Raw genomic sequence first — 16,516 nt, forward strand, 5'->3', positions numbered from 1 at the left:
GTAGTCCTACTTTTGGTCGGAAATTTGTGATTTTTGATTCAACTAGAACTTGAGACTTTTGGGACTGAACCGGAAGTTCAGTTCGGTACGCGTGTGACACATGAGTATGGTGGGGTTCGGCGCGTCGGCAACGATGCGAGGGCGTCGGCCGTTAACCTTGACTCGTCAACGGCTGGCATAGGTGCTGGTAGGTGATCGGGAGGAGGCCGCGGCATGCCTAGCTCATTCGTGTGGATCGGGCTGGTGGCCGTGTGGCTGTTCGTCCTGGTGCCGATGCTCGTCAACAAGCGCCCCAGGATCCGGCAGACGAGTGACGCGGCGCTCGCGACTCGAGTACTCCACCGCGGCGACAGCAACCCTGTTCAGCGCGGGCCGGCAGCAGGACATCGAAGCGATCCGAACTGGCAACCAGAACCAGTGCGCAGCAGCTACGACGCGGAGGACCAGATGGACACTCACGCAGAAGACGATTACGCCGGCGGTCGTGCACCGGTCGGAGAATTTGTTCCCGTCAGGCGCGGCCGAGGGGGGTTCGACCCCGAAGCGGATGCCATCGCCCGGGAGGCGCGGTATGCCTTCCGTCAGCGGACATTGCTGGGACTTGCGTTCGTCGCAATTCTTTCGGGCGCTCTCGCATTGATCATCTCGCCGATGGTGTGGTGGTTGTTCGCGCTCACCGTGTGCGGCCTCGGCGGGTACATGGCTTACTTGCGTCGGCAGGTTCGGATCGAGCAGGAGATTCGCCGCCGCCGCACTGAACGCCTCAACCGATCGCGACTCGGAGTCGAGTCGCACACCGACGAAGAGCTGCGCCTGATTCCGGCGCGACTGCGTCGGCCCGGAGCGGTTGTCCTCGAGGTCGACGACGAAGATCCGGTGTTCGATCACTTGGACCACTATGAAGAAGAGGTCAGGCACACCGAGATGCGTCGCGCGTCCGGTCAGTGACCTTCCGAGCCGATCTTCTGGGCCGATCTGTCGGGCCAAAAGTTCGTGTCGGGTGATTCCAACGGGAGGAATCGTTCCTGTTAGAGTTGCCGAGCACCGCTGAGGCGGTGGCACGGGGCTGTGGCGCAGTTGGTAGCGCGCTTCGTTCGCATCGAAGAGGTCAGGGGTTCGATTCCCCTCAGCTCCACCAAGAAGTACCAGCAAAAAGGGTCTTTCAACGAAAGTTGAACGACCCTTTCCTGCATTTTCAGGGCCTGCCCGAATTGCGAAGATTCGGTCTGAGTGTGCGCCGTTTCATACGATTGCGACCGCCGATCCGGACCGTTGAGCTTCCAAGTGAGGGATGATCCTTGGGCGGATACATGTTTGCCGGAAATGTAACGAGGGTCTGTCCGCTGCGATAGGCACGATGAGTCCGCTGCAGTTTTTCGCAGGTAGGACGTATATGTCGGGGAGGAATGTCGATGAGCCAGCCACGACGGCTAGCGATGATGCTTGTTGCTGTGATGTGCCTGATGGGAATCGGCGTCCTTGCCGTATCGGTCTTCCCCGCCATCGTCGCCGCCCAGCCTGGTGGCAATAACGGCAATGGAAACAACGGTAACAACGGTGGCAATTACGGCAACGGCAACAACGGTGGCGGCAACGGCAACGGCAACAACGGTGGCGGCAACGGCAACGGCAACAACGGTGGCGGCAACGGCAACGGCAACAACGGTGGCGGCAACGGCAACTACGGCTGGCATTGCCATCACCACAACTGCGGAACGACGGTAGTGCCGACGACCACGACGACTGTGCCGACGACCACGACGACTGTGCCGACGACCACGACGACTGTGCCGACGACCACGACGACTGTGCCGACGACCACGACGACGACTGAGCCGACCACGACTGAGCCGACGACGACGACTGAGCCGACGACGACGACTGAGCCGACGACGACGACTGAGCCCACGACGACGACTGAGCCGACGACGACGACTGAGCCGACGACGACGACTGGGCCCACGACGACGACTGAGCCGACGACGACGACTGAGCCCACGACGACGACTGAGCCGACGACGACTGAGCCGACCACGACGACTGAGCCCACGACCACGACTGAGCCCTCAGCGAACCCTTCGGCGTCGCAACGTCCGAGCAGCAGTGCGTCACCGGTGACCAGCGCAAGCTCGCAGACCGAGAGTTCTCCGAGCGAAGCACCCTCCGAGTTGCAGACGTCAGAGACGCAGTCCCCTTCCGAATCGCAGCCGAGTTCCGAGCAGTCGTCGGCGGTAGCGGCTCCGCCGGCGGGACCGTCTGATCCGCAGGGACCGTCAGCGGGCGGAGGGCCTGCACCCTCTTCCGGTGGACCGGCGAACGCTGCGCCGGGCGCAGTCGCAGCACCATCGGTCCCCGAGGTCCTGGCCGCTCCGGCACCCGTGGCTCCCCAGGTGCCGTCGAATACTCCGAACGTCGCGGCTCCCAGTGACAACCCGCAGGCATTTCCGACGGCGTTCACTCAAGGGCTTCCGCCGATTCTCAACGCTGCCGCCGTCGCCGGCGGTGTGGGCGGAATGGCAGTTGTAGCGGCCGGTGCGGGAGCAATGACTTTCCGCGGAGCATCGCTGCAGAAGGCGCGATTGGCTGCCGCTCGTGCCGAATTCCTGGCACCCGGATCACAGGGAGGTGCGTGAGTCGTGCCGGACAGACGTTCACATCGCCGCGTTCTGGCTGCGGTGGATGCCGTATGTGACGCTGCAGCGTCGTCCGAGGCTGTGTCACTGCTGACGGTGGTGCAGACAGTCGCCCGCGAGCGTGGTCGACCGATCGAGATCGATCTGGAAACCCCGCTCGCCACCGGAGTGTGCGGTCAGCGTCGAGCCTACGACGATCACGATGTCATCGTGCTGGCTCCCGGACTGCCCAATGTCGAGCGAACCCTGGCACATGAGTTGGGGCACATAGTGTTTCGTCACGAGGGTGCCGAGATCGCCGAAGCGACGCTCGAAGTCAGTGACGATTTGATCGCGTACATGCTGAGTCAACGTTCTTTGCGGCGCAACGAGCCTGTGCCGATGGATGACATCGCCGAGTGGGAAGCCGAGACGTTTGCGTCCATGTTGATCATGCGTCTGCGAACGATGAGTGGCCGTGGGACACCGCTGTCGGTGTTGCGGTACGACGAGGCGATCGGATGATCTTTTGGGCTGTCGCCCTTCTCGTCTGGGTTGCAGCCGGCGCGAGACTGGGTCGAGTTGTCGCGCGCACCGCTACGCCCTTGCGAATGTCGATGGTCTTTGCCGGCTTCTCGGTCGCATTGTCCTCGACGGTCATGGTGCCGGCGGTGTGGGACATCGTCGATCGCATTGCACCGGAGCAGCATGCCGCAGCGATGATCGTCATCGTCTTGTGGACAGCGTTGTCTGCGGCCAGCGCAGTCGGTGCCGTGTCTGCCTGGCCGGTGATGTCGCGTCCGGCTATGCGCGGTCTGGCCACGGTGCTGTACTCGGTGGGGCTGCTGGTGGCGATCGCGGTTCTTTTCGGTTACCCGGCGCCGGCTCTGATCTTTGTCATAGTCGCTCTGTCCCTTGTCATTTCGACGGGTCTACGACACGTCGCGTGGGCGCCGTTGGGCCGCGGTATCGCATTGATCGTGACGGGTTCGTCGATCCTGCTTGTCGTGGTCGTCGTGATGCTGGTCGAATCGATCGGTGGCACAGGAGCACTCGAATCGGATGTCTGGACGGGCGCAGGGGTTTGGTTCATCGCTGCGTCGAGTGTTCTCATAGCGCTGGGCATCACATGGGTGCTTCTCGAGACCTGGTTGCGCGCACGACGAGATTTGTATCGTCTGCGGCGAATGCATGCGCTTCTCGTCAAACGATTCCCCGAGGTTGTCGACGCGGACAGTGCTGGAAGTACGTCCGTGCTGCGAGCATCGGACATGATCGCCCAGATCATGGATGCAATGTACATCCAGTCCGGCGCCGGGATGTTCGACGTCGGCGGACAGGAACCGCCACGGGCAGTCACTGCACATGCGGGAATACTGGCAGGGTGGATCGCGGATCCGATGGCCTCGGATGTGTTGGACACCAGGTGGATTGCACCACCGGAGAAGATGTCTGCGCGCCGCTGGGTCTTGTTGTTGGCGAAAGAACTCGATGAAACGACAAAAGTAGGTCGACGTCCATAGTCGACCTACTCCATGTCATTTCAGTATTTCAGTGCTCTCGCCACTTCAGCACTTTCGCATCAGCGTGACGCGTCAGGCGGAACCTCTGGCAATCCTTCACTCGCGCGGAGCTTTTCAGCCATCGTGGTGAGCAGGTTCTGCGATTCTTCCGAGAGGTCGAATGCACGGCTCGAGAGGCGGCGAAGACCGTAGCCTTGGAGCTGCGAGAGCAACTCGAGGTCGTGATCGATCTTGGCTGCGTAGATGTCGTTGAAGAAGTAGTCGGGCTTCACCTTGAAGAACCTGGCGAATGCGGCGACTGTCTCGTCGGACGGATTGGTGCGCTGTCCCGAGCGGAGCTGCGAGATGTACGGCTTGGAGATCTGATGGCCGTCTTCGATGAGCGCTGCCGCAACCTCGGCATTGGTGTGGGGTTTGCGCCCCGGAGGATGAACACTGTCGAACAGTTTGTTCAATCGTTCTGCAAAGTCAGCCATTGTGAACCGCCCCGTAATCCTCTCTAGCTAGCAATTGTCCGTTCAGTGAATCCTACGGTATCACGCGGATAACCGATCGGTAGCTCACCGTAGTCTGTTTAGTGGACTAGTTGTCAAATGTGTCCGAGATTCGATTCATCGGGTCGTTGAGTGCTCAGCTATGTCCCAGCGCACATTGAGTATCCGCCGCACGGAAATGCGCAGCTACGGCTGCGCTATTCGAACCTTCCAGTACTTGGCTAATATGCCCATTATCAAACTATTTACCTGTTTTGGCGATATTAGCTAAGCGTTAGCCTGGTTTTTCGAGAGTGTTTCGGTTGAAAAACTGCAGTTCAGGCACGGTTTGAATGAATGAGGTCGCAATCTGACTGCTTATTCGCGATGTCGTGGGGATCACTTCTGGGTTGAACCTTGAACGGTTTGCCGGAACGCGATCTGTGCTAGCTAAACCCGCTGGACAGGTGCAGAATTGTGATATGAAACACACGATGAGCGATGACGAACTGCGCCGCGCAATCCGTGAAATTCAGGATCGAGCCCACGACGCGCGCAAGCGTGGGGACGATGTAGCGGCGGAAGAACTCGACCGGACGGTCAGGGGCTATCAAGAGCAGATGATGCAGCGTCTGTAGTACTGCGTGCGGTCGTCTCCGCCGAACATTTGTGGAGTGCGGCCGCACTCGCGGGTCGCCTTGCGTGTTTCGGGGCGGCCACACCGTGCGTGCGTAGACTTTCCCGCATGTCCACAGTACGAGTGCGGGGGAGTGTTCATCCATGTCTGTAAGGTCGCTCGACGGCAAGAAATGCCTGATCACTGGCGCTGGTAGTGGAATTGGACGCGCAACCGCGTTGCGTGCATCCGAGGCTGGTGCCGAATTGTTTCTCACCGATATCAACGTCGTCGGATTAGAGGAGACTGTCGCACTGGTCGGTGCCGGCGGCGGCACGGTCAGCATGGCGAAGGCACTCGATATCTCGGACTACGACGAGGTCGTGAAATTCGGTACCGAGATTCACACTCAATTCTCTTCGATGGATGTCGTCATGAATATCGCCGGCATTTCAGCTTGGGGAACCATCGAGAACCTCGAACATCGGCATTGGAAGTCGATGGTGGACGTCAACCTGATGGGGCCTATTCATGTCATGGAGACGTTTGTTCCGCCCATGATTCGTGCAGGCAAGGGCGGACATCTGGTCAATGTGTCTTCGGCCGCCGGGCTCTTGGCCCTGCCGTGGCACGCTGCCTACAGTGCGAGCAAGTTCGGCCTTCGCGGGGTCTCCGAGGTGCTGCGATTCGATCTGAAGCGGCACGGGATCGGCGTCAGTCTGGTTGTGCCTGGTGGGGTGAAGACGCCTTTGGTGGGAACCGTGGAAATCGCGGGTATCGACAGGGATGACCCGCGGGTAAAAAAGCTCACACATCGGTTCGAGAAGCGTGCGGTTTCGCCGGAAAAAGTGGCGTCGTGCATTGTTCGGGGGATCGAGAAGAACAAGTATCTCGTTTACACGTCCAATGACATCCGTTTCGGATACTGGTGGGCGCGCAAATTCGCCCCGCCTTACGAGTTCGTCATGCAAAAAGCGAACGACCAGTTCGGTAAATTGCTCAAGCGATGAGCAATAACTCAGTCGGGACTTTTATCTAGTCGAATAGGGACCAAGGTCATGCCGAAGAGTTTTCATTTCGATATCGATTTCAAATATCCGATCGACGACGTTCATCGAACTTTGACAGACCCGAGTTATTGGGAAGTTCGACTGGGCGATCTGTATGCCACCTCGGACATCGCGGTACTGGACGGATCCATCGAAGTATCGGTGTCCGAGGAAATCGACTCCGCCTCCCTGCCGAGCTTGGTTGCGAAGGTTGCGCCGAGTCGACTCGGTCTGCAGCGGATCGATCGGTGGGGACCTCTGTCGGACGGGCGTGCGGCAGGTTCGGTGACTGGAATTGCGCAGGGACTGCCGATACGAATCGAGACGACGCTCGATCTCACCGCTGCCGAGTCCTGCACGCGGTTGGTCGTCGACGGAACGGCTGAGGTGAAGATGCCGATTATCGGCGGCCAGATCGAGAAGTTGCTGAAGAAGACCGTCGAGGACTTGCTGGGGCGCGATCGGGACGCCGTCGAGTCATTTCTCGCCTGAATCGGCGCCGAAATCGACCTCCAGAACGCGCGCACCCGGACCGGCGGACGCGAGTTGATCGTGAGGGTTGGCGAGGGCACACCCCTCCAGCGAGAGACACCCACAACCGATACAGCCGGTGAGGTTGTCTCGTAGGCGTTCCAACTGCTCGATGCGTAGATCGAGGTGGCGCCGCCACCCGGTCGACAACCTTTCCCAATCTGCGCGGTTCGGGGTCCGGCCTTCAGGCAGTGTGCCGAGTGCCTCCCGGATTTCCGACAGCGGAATTCCGACGCGTTGCGAGATTCTGATGAAGGCGACGCGTCGAAGCGTGTCTCGTTGGTATCGACGCTGGTTGCCGCTGGTCCGGCGACTGACGATCAGGCCTTCCCGTTCATAGAAATGCAGGGCTGAGACGGCCACACCGCTGCGCTCGGAGAGTTGGCCGGGCGTCAGTTCCTTGGCTTTCCACGACGGCATCTCCATGACGACTACCGGTCCGTTGCCCGATGAAGAGTGGCGTGGAGGTGATGCGTCAGCGGGGTGTCTCCATGCGCCATCCACAAGTCGTATGTCAGCGTGTCGCCCTGGACCCGCAAGACGCGTCGGACGTCGTGAACGGGTTTTGCGTCGGGCGATGCTGCGAGCGTGAGACGGGTCAAGGCGAGAGTGCCTTCGGAGTCGACGGTGCCGCGGTGGATCTCGACAAATCCGGTGGGTTGACTGACGAGCAGTTCGAGTTCGCCACCAGGTGTTGGACGCAGGTATCCCGATTCCATGTGAAGCGGTCGGCCGTCGGGAAGCCCGCGAGTGCGCGACGAGTAGGTGACAAATGGTTTGGGAGTGGCCGCGAACTCGATCTCGTCGGAGTACTCGAAGTCGTCGATGGTCGGGAAATGTCCGGCTCCAGCGCCGACCCAGCGTCCGGTGAACCTGTCGATTCCGGCGCCGCTCAGCGCCACCTGATCCGTACTGTCCATTGTGTAGTCCTCTCGCCTGCGTCGGATCAGACGTTACGCGGGCCGGTAAGGCAGCTGCTTCTCCCTGCTGGGTGGGGCCTACGGGATTAGTGTTCACTCATGAACGCTTCTGGCTCCGTCCCCCTCGGTGTCGATTCCGAGGTGGGCCGCTTGCGATCGGTCATTCTTCATCGGCCTGGCGACGAGTTGAAACGGTTGACCCCGCGCAACAACGATGAGCTGCTGTTCGACGCGTTGCCGTGGGTGGACCGTGCGCAGGAAGAGCACGACCAGTTTGCGACCGTCCTTCGTGAGCGCGGCGTGGAGGTACTGCTTTTGTCCGATCTCCTCACCGAGTCGCTCGAGGTCAGTGGCGCAGCCAGGATCCAGGGAATCGCGGCTGCCGTCGACGCACGCAAGATCGGACACGCGCTCGGGCAACACCTGGCCGCGTACCTGCGACAGGTAGAGCCGAAGGAGCTGTCGTCGATCCTTACTGCCGGAATGACGTTCGACGAGCTGCCGATCGATGCAGACTCGACCTCGTTGGTGCGCAGGATGCATCACGGCGGTGACTTCGTGATCGACCCTCTGCCCAATTTGCTCTTCACCCGTGATTCGTCGTTCTGGGTCGGGCCGAGGGTGATCATCACGTCCTTGGCGTTGTCGGCGCGAGCTCGCGAATCCTCGATCACGGATCTCGTGTACGCGCATCACCCTCGATTCAAGGGCGTGCGACGCGCGTACGAGTCCCACACCGCTCCTGTCGAGGGAGGGGACGTGCTGCTTCTCGCTCCGGGGGTGATCGCAATCGGTGTCGGTGAGCGGACGTCACCCGCGGGAGCAGAAGCATTGGCGCGCAGCGTGTTCGACGACGGTCTCGCTCACACCGTGTTGGTTGTTCCGATCGAGCAGCGCCGAGCGTCGATGCATCTCGACACGGTCTGCACCATGGTCGAGGCCGACGCGGTCGTCATGTACCCGGCCATCCAGGACACTTTGTCGGCGTTCACCCTGCGCAAGGAAGACGACGGGGTGAGTATTCGCGGTGCGACGCCGTTCCTCGAAGCAGCGGCGGACGCCATGGGAATCGGAAAACTTCGTGTGATCGACACCGGACTCGACACGGTGACGGCCGAGCGCGAGCAGTGGGACGACGGCAACAACACGTTGGCCGTCGAACCTGGCGTCGTCGTCGCGTACGAGCGCAACGTCGAAACGAACGCCAGGCTCGAGGCCTCGGGTATCGAGGTCTTGAGAATCGCGGGTTCCGAACTGGGCTCCGGTCGTGGCGGGCCTCGGTGTATGTCCTGTCCGATCGCCCGCGATCCGCTGTGAGTGGTAGACGCTGTCAGAGAATCTCTTCCACCTTGGCTGCCGGACGCGCGAGCACGGTGCCCTTGTCAGTGACGACGAATGGGCGTTCGATCAGAATTGGGTGCTCGATCATCGCGTCGAGGATCTCGGATTCGGAAGCGTCGGCGAGTCCGAGTTCCTTGTACTGCGCTTCGCGCTTGCGAACCGCTTGACTGGGCTCGAGGCCGGCGTCGGCGAGGAGTTTTTCCAGCTCGGATCGGGTAGGCGGAGTATCGAGGTACTTGACGATGGTGGGTTCGATTCCGGCATCCCGGATGAGCCCGAGAACAGTCCGCGAGGTGTTGCACCGTTGATTGTGGAAGATGGTTGCAGATGCCATGTTCGTCATTCTGCCTCTGCGTCCGAACTCGTGGGACAAACAGGGGAACAACGGGCCGCTCCGGCGTGCTGCACTTGAAGTACCGACGTGTGAGGAGAAAACGATGACGGAACATCGAAGTGTGGACGAACGACGCGTAGTCATTGCCGGTGGGCACGGCAAGATTGCGCAGCACCTGACATACCTGCTGGCCGGGCATGGTGATCGGCCGGTAGCGCTGATCCGCAATTCTGCGCACGAGGGTGCTGTCCGCACGCTTGGCGCGTTCCCAGTGGTTATCGATCTGGAAACGTCGACGGTGGAGGAAGTTGCGAAGGTGCTGGACGGTGCCGATGTGGCAGTCTTCGCCGCGGGCGCCGGACCGGGCAGTTCGATCGAACGTAAGGACTCCGTCGACCGAGCCGCGGCCGTGCTGTTGGCCGATGCCGCCGAGAAAGCTGGAGTGCGTCGGTTCATCCAGATCAGCGCCATGGGTGCTGGTGACGACGTGCCAGAGGGCACCGACGAGGTTTTTGCCGCGTATCTGCGGGCGAAGACTGCGGCGGAGGAAGACCTCCAGGCAAGGACTTCGCTGGACTGGACGATTCTTCGGCCAGGCCTCCTGACGGACGACGACCCAACCGGTGAAGTGTTGCTTGCACAGCCGCCCGTCGATCGCGGCTCTGTTCCGCGTGCCGACGTTGCCGCCGTAGTGGAGGCGCTCATCGATGCGCCCTCCAGCGTCGGCAAGATATTGGTTCTGACCTCCGGCCCCCATACGATCCGCGAGGCTGTCGAGGGTCTGTGATCGAGAAGATGCTGTGGCCTGTGACCGAGAAGATACGACGAGGGTGACGATGAAGATCGCGATCGAACACGATTCCTCCACGGCTCCGTACGACCAACTGCGGCAACAGATTATCGAGCAGGTTCACGGCGGCGGATTGATCGCGGGAACCAAGATCCCGACGGTGCGGGCGCTCGCCTCGGAGCTGGGTTTGGCGGCCAACACCGTTGCGAAGGCTTATCGCGCGCTCAGCGATCAGGGCGTCATCGAGACGCGGGGAAAGCAAGGGACCTTCATCGCCTCCGGGACCGATCCGGTGCAGGCGCAGGCCGAACAAGCGGCGACTGCGTTTGCGCATAGCGTCCGTTCGCTCGGGTACTCCGACAGTGAGATCGTCGCCATGGTGGAGTCGGCATTGAGAGGTGCGTGACACAATGATTAAGTTGACGCTTCAAGTTAAAGCTGTCAGTCTTGGCTCATGAATTCGTCGATTGCTCGTGACCTCGGACTCCTCATCGCCCGTGTCGGCCTCGGGATCATCTTCATCGCCCACGGTTGGCAGAAGTTCTTCACCTACAAGATCGCCGGAACGCAGGCCGCATTCGAAGGGATGGGTGCCCCGCTCCCCAAGATTTCTGCAGTTCTCGCCGCATCCATCGAACTCGGTGGCGGAATCCTGCTCATCGCGGGTCTGCTGACCCCGCTCGTCGGAGCGCTGCTGTTCCTCGACATGGTCGGCGCGTTCTTCATCGTGCACGCGGACAAGGGTGTCTTCATCGACAACGGTGGCTACGAGCTCGTCGTCGCTCTCGGTGTCGGATCGCTCTTGATCGCCGTGATCGGCGCAGGACGGATCAGCATCGACGGATTGATCGGCAAGGGCAACGGTTGGGTTAAAACCCCAGCTTGATCGGGGTGAGAAGGCGGGCTCAGCGGACGTTGAGCCCGCCTTCTGGCTTGCTTTTGGACCACAAAGTGACGAACGTAGTCATCTATGGTGACGAAATCTGATCGATCCGAACAAGATTCCGGGGCCAACGAAGAGCGCCCGGAGACGGGCTTTACTCGGGTAGGCGTTCGGACCGACTACGTGGTGTTTTCCGTGGCGGCCGCAGCGGTGTCGGCCATTGTCGTGTGGGGCCTGGTGGCTCCCGACAACCTCGACTCGGTAACCGGAAGTGTTCTCGGCTGGTTGGTGACCAACATCGGCTGGCTCTTCGTACTCGCAGCTTCGGCTTTCGTGCTGTTTTCCATCTACCTCGCAGTGAGCCGATTCGGCGACATTCCGCTGGGTAAAGACGGCGAGAAGCCCGAGTTCCGCACCGTCAGCTGGATCGCCATGATGTTCAGCGCCGGTATGGGGATCGGCCTGATGTTCTTCGGTGTCGCGGAACCGCTTGCGCACTACGTGACTCCGCCTCCCGGCACCGACGGCGGCGTCGGAACTGCCATGGCTACCACCATGTTTCACTGGGGACTTCACCCTTGGGCGATGTATGCCGTTGTGGGCCTTGCCATTGCGTACGGGTCGTACCGGCGCGGACGCAAGCAACTGTTCAGTTCGGCCTTCATCCCGTTGCTCGGTCGCAAGGCCGAAGGGCCGATCGGCAAGGTCATCGACATCCTGGCAATCTTTGCGACACTTTTCGGAACCGCAGCATCCTTGGGGCTCGGCGCACTGCAGATCGGCTCCGGGTTCGAGGTAGTCGGCTGGATGGAAGAAGCCGGCGTGTTCCTGCTCGTTGCCATCGTCGCGGTGCTCACCCTGGCGTTCGTCGCTTCCGCGGTTTCCGGTGTGGCCAAGGGAATTCAGTGGCTCTCCAACATCAACATGGTGCTCGCGCTGGTCTTGGCCCTGTTCGTGTTCGTTCTCGGGCCCACCGTACTGATTCTCAATCTGCTCCCGACGACCATTGGTGCATACGTTTCCGACCTTGCCCAGATGTCCGCCCGCACGGGTGCGTCGTCGAATCCTGAAACGGGCGCATGGCTTTCGTCCTGGACGATCTTCTACTGGGCATGGTGGGTTTCCTGGACGCCGTTTGTCGGCATGTTCCTGGCGCGCATCAGCCGTGGTCGTACGATTCGTCAGTTCATCGTCGGCGTCATCGCCGTTCCCACGACTGTCAGCTTGCTCTGGTTCGCGATCTTCGGCGGCGCAGGCATCGGGGAGGAACGCGATGGAATCGGCCTGTCCAGCCGCGGCTCGGAAGAGGCTCAACTCTTCGGCATGCTCGACAATCTGCCGTTGGCCGGAGTGACGACTGTCCTGGTCATGCTGCTCGTCGCAGTGTTCTTCGTCTCCGGCGCGGACGCCGCGTCGATGGTGATGGGCACGCTCTCGCAGCGCGGAACGCTCGAACCGAGTCGCTGGGTCGTGGTCTTCTGGGGCATGTTGACCGGTGGCGTCGCGGCGCTTCTGCTGTGGACCGGTGGTTCCGAAGCGCTCGACGGCTTGCAGACGATGACGATCATCGCTGCGGCGCCGTTCGTGCTTGTCATGATCGGACTGTGCTTCTCGCTGTACAAGGATCTTTCGCACGACCCGATCATCGTTGCGGCGAAGGAGCAGAAACGTGCACTCCTGCGCCCGCGGCGGGGGCGTCGCGTCGGTAAATCGGCGGAGTAAGCGTGAAAAGAAGGAGGCACCGAACTGGGTTCGGTGCCTCCTTCTTCGTCCTGTTACTTCCAGCTCGGCAACCAGAGGTGGTTCTGCCACGATTCCGGCGTGATCGGCATGGCAGTAAGTATCGGCCAGAGGTAGACGAAGTTGGCCACCACCAGACCGATGTACAGGCTGACTGCAAGAAGTCCGGTGGTACGACGCTCGACGGACGCGCTCGCCTTGCCCAGAACGTCGCCGAGGACGAGCGCAAATCCCATGACCATGAACGGGGCGAGCGCAACGGCGTAGAAGTAGTACATCTGGCGGTCCAGCGTCGCGAACCACGGAAGGTAGGCGGCACCGTAACCCGTCAGGACCACTGCGTATCGCCAATCCCTGCGCACGAACGTCTGCCAGATCGCCCACGCCAGCATCGGCAGGGCCAGCCACCACATCGCCGGTGTGCCGATCAGCATCACGGCCTTGACGCAGCTGGCGGCCCCGCAACCGGTGACCTGCTCACCGTCGGCGTAGTAGTAGAGCATTGGTCGCAGCCCCATCGGCCACGTCCAGGGTTTCGACTCCCACGGGTGGTGGTTTCCGGCGGAGTTCGTCAGACCGGCATGGAATTGGAGAACGTTTCCGCTGTAATACCAGAGTGAGCGCAGCGCGGCGGGGATGAAGCTCCACGTGCCGCCCTCACCGATCTCGTTACCGACGGCGTGACGGTCGACGCCGGTCTCGCTGGTGAACCAAGCCCAGTAGCTCGCGAGGTACACACCGAGCGGAATGATCACCAGCGCATACAGAGCCGGTCCGATGTCGCGAACGGCGGTGCCGACCCAGGGGCGCTGCACGCGGTATGCGCGGCGTGCTGACAGGTCGAAGGCAACACTGAGCAATCCGAAGAACAGAATGAAGTACATGCCGGACCACTTGGTTCCGCAGGCCAGACCGAGCAGGATGCCGGCGCCGAACCTCCACCACCGGAAACCCAGCCGCGGACCCCAGGCCGAATCATCGATTCGGCCCTCGTCGTATACCTTCGCCATCCGTTCGCGGACTTGGTCGCGATCAACCACCAGGCATCCGAGAGCGGCGAGGACGAAGAAAGCCAGGAAGATGTCGAGCATCCCCAGGCGTGAGGAGACGAAGGTGACGCCGTCCACGATGAGCAGGATTCCGGCAATCGCGCCGATCAGCGTGGAGCGCGTCATGCGGCGCACGATGCGGATGATGAGCAAGACCATCAGTGTCCCGACCAGGGCCGACGAGAATCGCCACCCCCAACCGTTGTAACCGAAGAGTGCTTCTCCGATCGCGATCATCTGCTTGCCGATCGGCGGGTGAACCACCAATCCGTAGCCGGGGTTGTCTTCGATGCCGCCGCCGGTGAGAACCTGCCAACCCTGCGGAACGTAGTGCTTCTCGTCGAAGACCGGAGTGCCGGCGTCGGTCGGATAGGCGAGCATCGTGAAGCGTGTGATTGCCGCGATGGCGGTGATGAAAGCGGTGACGATCCAGCCGCGCAATCTGTCGGTCGGGCCGAAATCAGGATCCGGTACCAGCGGCCCGGGACTACGCACTACCCGATCGCTCGTGGCGGGCGTTGGCCGCTCGTCCGTCTGCACAGTCACCTGGCAATCGTAGGCTGTCAGGTATGACTGGTCGTTTGGTACTCGCCGCAACACCCATGGGAGATGTCGGTGACGCGTCTCCGCGTCTTCGGTCTGCTCTCGCAACCGCCGACGTCGTCGCTGCGGAGGACACACGACGCACCAAGTCTCTGGCGTCCGCGCTCGAGGTCACCATCACCGGAAAGATCGTCAGTTTCTACGATCAAGTCGAGATTTCCCGGCTACCCGCACTGGTCGCCGACGTCGCCGAAGGCAAGACCGTCCTTCTGGTCACCGACGCAGGCATGCCGTCTGTCAGCGATCCTGGATACCGCCTCGTTGCCGCCTGCGTGGCCGAGAACCTCGCCGTCACGTGCCTCCCCGGTCCGTCGGCGGTGACAACTGCGCTGGCACTCTCCGGATTGCCCGTGGAGCGGTTCTGCTTCGACGGATTCCCACCGCGTAAGCAGGGGCAGCGCAAGACGTGGCTCTCGGCCTTGGCAACCGAGCAGCGAGCGTGTGTGTTCTTCGAAGCACCCCATCGCCTTGCCGACTGCCTCGCAGATGCGGTGGAAGTTCTCGGGCCGAATCGGCGCGCGGCCGTGTGCCGGGAATTGACCAAGACTTACGAGGAGGTCAAGCGCGGCACTCTCGGGGAGTTAGCTGCCTGGGCGGCCGAGGGTGTTCGCGGCGAGATCACGGTGGTGCTCGAAGGCGCCGTGCTGGTGGCATCCGATCCCGCCGATCTTGTCGACGAGGTGGAAAGGCTGGTCGAGGGGGGAACGCGCTTGAAGGACGCATGCGCTCTGGTCGCAACGGCCGGAGTATCCAAGCGTGAGTTGTACGAGACGGTTCTGGCCGCTCGCAAGGACTAGCGGGAGCGGTGCACTGCTGGCGCACCGGGACGCAGGTTGGCGTCGTCGGCTGCTGCCTGGCCGGCGTGCCAGCCCTCGGCGTCGACGGATCGTCCGCGAGTCTTGCGGGTTGTCGGGAACAGTCGATCGAATTCGGCGTCGACAGCCTCGGACGTGGTGGCGAGGATCGGTAGAAGATCCGCGACGTCCATCGATGCTGCGTCGGCCGCTTCGGCTGTGGCCTTGGTGCCTGCGTCGCGTAAGCGGTGTCCGATTCGGCTGGCGAAACCGGCCAGGAACCCCTTGCGGAACGAGGTGGTGCGTGAGCCGCCGCGATTGCTCGAATCGGCGAATTGCATTGCACGGGTTGCCTGTACAAGCAGTGAGGTGAACAGCATGTCGACTTGCTGAAGGTCGACCGGAGTGCCGACGACGGTCGCGAGCGCGATATCGCTGAACCACACCGTCCTGACACGATTCGATTCGCCGATCTCGGTCAAGAGGTGAACTTTTTCTTTCACGTACGGGTTCTCGATGTGAATGCGTCGTGCATTCACGGACGTGTCGGTGACCCCGGCGCGACTGTGGAGCAGTGCGGAATCGATCGCGTATCGCGTCATCAACTCCTGGGCCTTCGCGGTGAAAATCTCGGCTTCTTCCGCGAAGTTGGTGGCTTCCGCTTTGGCGAGTAGCCCACGAATTCGCTTGAGTACCTTGGCGTCGACCTCGGTGTCACCGACGCCGGCATAGCTGGTGTGGGTGCGTTGCGACGGCCAGGTGGATGGTGGCGCGAGCAATACCGTCCACTGAGGTAGGCGCATCCACGATCGTGTGACATCGACGATCTGCGAAACAAGGAAGTAGGGGTCCTGGAACAGTAGGCCGGCCGCGAGGGAGCGGAAAGCGTCGTCGTCCACGGTGATTCGAGAGGCGACGCGCCGAGACTTCGGGTACTGCTCGCCGATCGTCTGCAACTGCCCCACCCACTCGAGTGGTGCGCGATCCGACGCGCGGGATGCGTTCGCGTCGAACAGGATGGTGGTGGCAGCGAGATCGGTGTCGGACGCGTCTTTGCTTCGGCGCGCCAGATGGATCAGATCTGCCGGTTGCCATCCGCGTTCGTAGGCGGCCGTCAGTTCGCTGACGAGACCCTGCGCCGCAGAGACGGATTGAGGGCTGACCTCCTGAGTGGACACCCGTGCTCCGTTCCAAGGCAGTGTCTGCGCCGAAGCGCTGGTTCGAATGTATGTTCTATTCGTAGTCATGGCTGGAGTGT

21 protein-coding genes and 1 tRNA gene are annotated in these 16,516 nt (G+C 61.6%); 14 read left to right on the plus strand and 8 right to left on the minus strand.

What is annotated here, in order from left to right; translation table 11 throughout:
- Positions 1–213 precede the first annotated feature (213 nt).
- A complete protein-coding gene (gene glpR / locus ACFQ6H_RS10030) occupies positions 214–948 on the plus strand; it encodes a gephyrin-like molybdotransferase receptor GlpR (protein ID WP_095971057.1) in 735 nt (244 codons plus the stop codon).
- A 114-nt stretch (positions 949–1,062) separates the two neighbouring features.
- A tRNA-Ala gene (locus tag ACFQ6H_RS10035) sits at positions 1,063–1,138 on the plus strand.
- Positions 1,139–1,430: 292 nt separating this feature from the next.
- On the opposite strand, the gene ACFQ6H_RS10040 is transcribed toward ACFQ6H_RS10035, so the two are convergent.
- Positions 1,431–1,694 carry a hypothetical protein gene (locus tag ACFQ6H_RS10040; RefSeq protein WP_378645867.1) on the minus strand — a complete coding sequence of 88 codons (264 nt, stop codon included), beginning with the start codon at positions 1,692–1,694 and terminating at the stop codon, positions 1,431–1,433.
- A gap of 5 nt (positions 1,695–1,699) precedes the next feature.
- The gene (locus ACFQ6H_RS10045) at positions 1,700–2,050 is read right to left on the minus strand and encodes a hypothetical protein (protein WP_378645869.1); all 351 of its coding nucleotides are present in this window, start codon (positions 2,048–2,050) and stop codon (positions 1,700–1,702) included.
- Positions 2,051–2,114: 64 nt separating this feature from the next.
- On the opposite strand from ACFQ6H_RS10045, the gene ACFQ6H_RS10050 reads away from it, so the two are divergent.
- Genes ACFQ6H_RS10050 through ACFQ6H_RS10060 form a run of 3 tightly spaced genes read left to right on the plus strand, consistent with a single transcriptional unit; the run spans position 2,115 to position 4,135 of the window.
- Complete coding sequence (locus ACFQ6H_RS10050) at positions 2,115–2,633, plus strand: hypothetical protein (RefSeq protein ID WP_378532647.1); 519 nt, start codon at positions 2,115–2,117, stop codon at positions 2,631–2,633.
- Positions 2,634–2,636: 3 nt separating this feature from the next.
- Positions 2,637–3,137 (plus strand): ImmA/IrrE family metallo-endopeptidase, encoded by a 501-nt coding sequence (locus ACFQ6H_RS10055; RefSeq protein ID WP_003946241.1) that lies wholly within the window; start codon positions 2,637–2,639, stop codon positions 3,135–3,137.
- The gene (locus tag ACFQ6H_RS10060) at positions 3,134–4,135 is read left to right on the plus strand and encodes a hypothetical protein (RefSeq protein ID WP_378645871.1); all 1,002 of its coding nucleotides are present in this window, start codon (positions 3,134–3,136) and stop codon (positions 4,133–4,135) included. Before ACFQ6H_RS10055 ends, ACFQ6H_RS10060 begins: the two co-directional genes overlap by 4 nt.
- Positions 4,136–4,194: 59 nt before the next feature.
- Here ACFQ6H_RS10060 and ACFQ6H_RS10065 read toward each other — a convergent pair whose 3' ends face one another.
- Complete coding sequence (locus ACFQ6H_RS10065) at positions 4,195–4,611, minus strand: helix-turn-helix domain-containing protein (protein ID WP_003946231.1); 417 nt, start codon at positions 4,609–4,611, stop codon at positions 4,195–4,197.
- A 491-nt stretch (positions 4,612–5,102) separates the two neighbouring features.
- Between ACFQ6H_RS10065 and ACFQ6H_RS10070 the strand changes: the two genes are divergently transcribed.
- The 3 genes from ACFQ6H_RS10070 to ACFQ6H_RS10080 all read left to right on the plus strand — a co-directional run bounded on the left by ACFQ6H_RS10070 (position 5,103) and on the right by ACFQ6H_RS10080 (position 6,765).
- The gene (locus ACFQ6H_RS10070) at positions 5,103–5,246 is read left to right on the plus strand and encodes a hypothetical protein (protein ID WP_378446434.1); all 144 of its coding nucleotides are present in this window, start codon (positions 5,103–5,105) and stop codon (positions 5,244–5,246) included.
- A gap of 142 nt (positions 5,247–5,388) precedes the next feature.
- Complete coding sequence (locus tag ACFQ6H_RS10075) at positions 5,389–6,234, plus strand: SDR family oxidoreductase (RefSeq protein WP_378645873.1); 846 nt, start codon at positions 5,389–5,391, stop codon at positions 6,232–6,234.
- Positions 6,235–6,282: 48 nt separating this feature from the next.
- On the plus strand, positions 6,283–6,765 hold the full coding sequence (locus ACFQ6H_RS10080) for a DUF2505 domain-containing protein (protein WP_378532652.1): 483 nt from the start codon (positions 6,283–6,285) through the stop codon (positions 6,763–6,765).
- Here ACFQ6H_RS10080 and soxR read toward each other — a convergent pair.
- The gene (gene soxR / locus ACFQ6H_RS10085) at positions 6,751–7,230 is read right to left on the minus strand and encodes a redox-sensitive transcriptional activator SoxR (RefSeq protein WP_050654499.1); all 480 of its coding nucleotides are present in this window, start codon (positions 7,228–7,230) and stop codon (positions 6,751–6,753) included. The genes ACFQ6H_RS10080 and soxR overlap by 15 nt on opposite strands.
- A gap of 5 nt (positions 7,231–7,235) precedes the next feature.
- Positions 7,236–7,724, minus strand: a complete 489-nt coding sequence (locus ACFQ6H_RS10090) for an FABP family protein (RefSeq protein ID WP_378645876.1) — start codon at positions 7,722–7,724, stop codon at positions 7,236–7,238.
- Positions 7,725–7,823: 99 nt separating this feature from the next.
- Between ACFQ6H_RS10090 and arcA the strand changes: the two genes are divergently transcribed.
- Entirely contained in the window at positions 7,824–9,041 is a 1,218-nt protein-coding gene (arcA, locus tag ACFQ6H_RS10095; RefSeq protein ID WP_378532657.1) for an arginine deiminase, read from the plus strand.
- 13 nt (positions 9,042–9,054) lie between these two features.
- Here the strand turns inward: arcA and arsC are convergent, their stop codons facing one another.
- Entirely contained in the window at positions 9,055–9,408 is a 354-nt protein-coding gene (gene arsC, locus ACFQ6H_RS10100; RefSeq protein WP_378532659.1) for an arsenate reductase (glutaredoxin), read from the minus strand.
- Between the two features lie 94 nt (positions 9,409–9,502).
- Between arsC and ACFQ6H_RS10105 the strand changes: the two genes are divergently transcribed.
- The 4 genes from ACFQ6H_RS10105 (at position 9,503) to ACFQ6H_RS10120 (ending at position 12,794) form a co-directional block, all read left to right on the plus strand.
- Positions 9,503–10,186, plus strand: coding sequence for an SDR family oxidoreductase (locus tag ACFQ6H_RS10105; RefSeq protein WP_378632136.1), 684 nt, complete (start codon positions 9,503–9,505; stop codon positions 10,184–10,186).
- A 49-nt stretch (positions 10,187–10,235) separates the two neighbouring features.
- The gene (locus tag ACFQ6H_RS10110; RefSeq protein WP_378446440.1) at positions 10,236–10,595 is read left to right on the plus strand and encodes a GntR family transcriptional regulator; all 360 of its coding nucleotides are present in this window, start codon (positions 10,236–10,238) and stop codon (positions 10,593–10,595) included.
- A gap of 48 nt (positions 10,596–10,643) precedes the next feature.
- A complete protein-coding gene (locus ACFQ6H_RS10115) occupies positions 10,644–11,075 on the plus strand; it encodes a DoxX family protein (RefSeq protein ID WP_003946228.1) in 432 nt (143 codons plus the stop codon).
- A gap of 84 nt (positions 11,076–11,159) precedes the next feature.
- Positions 11,160–12,794: a BCCT family transporter gene (locus ACFQ6H_RS10120; RefSeq protein ID WP_276117248.1), complete on the plus strand. Its 1,635-nt coding sequence runs from the start codon at positions 11,160–11,162 to the stop codon at positions 12,792–12,794.
- Positions 12,795–12,847: 53 nt separating this feature from the next.
- On the opposite strand, the gene ACFQ6H_RS10125 is transcribed toward ACFQ6H_RS10120, so the two are convergent.
- Complete coding sequence (locus ACFQ6H_RS10125; RefSeq protein WP_378645885.1) at positions 12,848–14,407, minus strand: dolichyl-phosphate-mannose--protein mannosyltransferase; 1,560 nt, start codon at positions 14,405–14,407, stop codon at positions 12,848–12,850.
- Positions 14,408–14,430: 23 nt separating this feature from the next.
- Between ACFQ6H_RS10125 and rsmI the strand changes: the two genes are divergently transcribed.
- Positions 14,431–15,261, plus strand: coding sequence for a 16S rRNA (cytidine(1402)-2'-O)-methyltransferase (gene rsmI / locus ACFQ6H_RS10130; RefSeq protein WP_378632150.1), 831 nt, complete (start codon positions 14,431–14,433; stop codon positions 15,259–15,261).
- On the opposite strand, the gene ACFQ6H_RS10135 is transcribed toward rsmI, so the two are convergent.
- Positions 15,258–16,436 (minus strand): DUF2786 domain-containing protein, encoded by a 1,179-nt coding sequence (locus ACFQ6H_RS10135; protein WP_378645888.1) that lies wholly within the window; start codon positions 16,434–16,436, stop codon positions 15,258–15,260. The two genes, rsmI and ACFQ6H_RS10135, sit on opposite strands and share 4 nt — an antisense overlap.
- Between the last annotated feature and the right edge of the window lie 80 nt (positions 16,437–16,516).

Origin of the sequence: Rhodococcus sp. NPDC056506, from assembly GCF_042794945.1 — a bacterium.
Taxonomy (GTDB): Bacteria; Actinomycetota; Actinomycetes; order Mycobacteriales; family Mycobacteriaceae; genus Rhodococcus_F.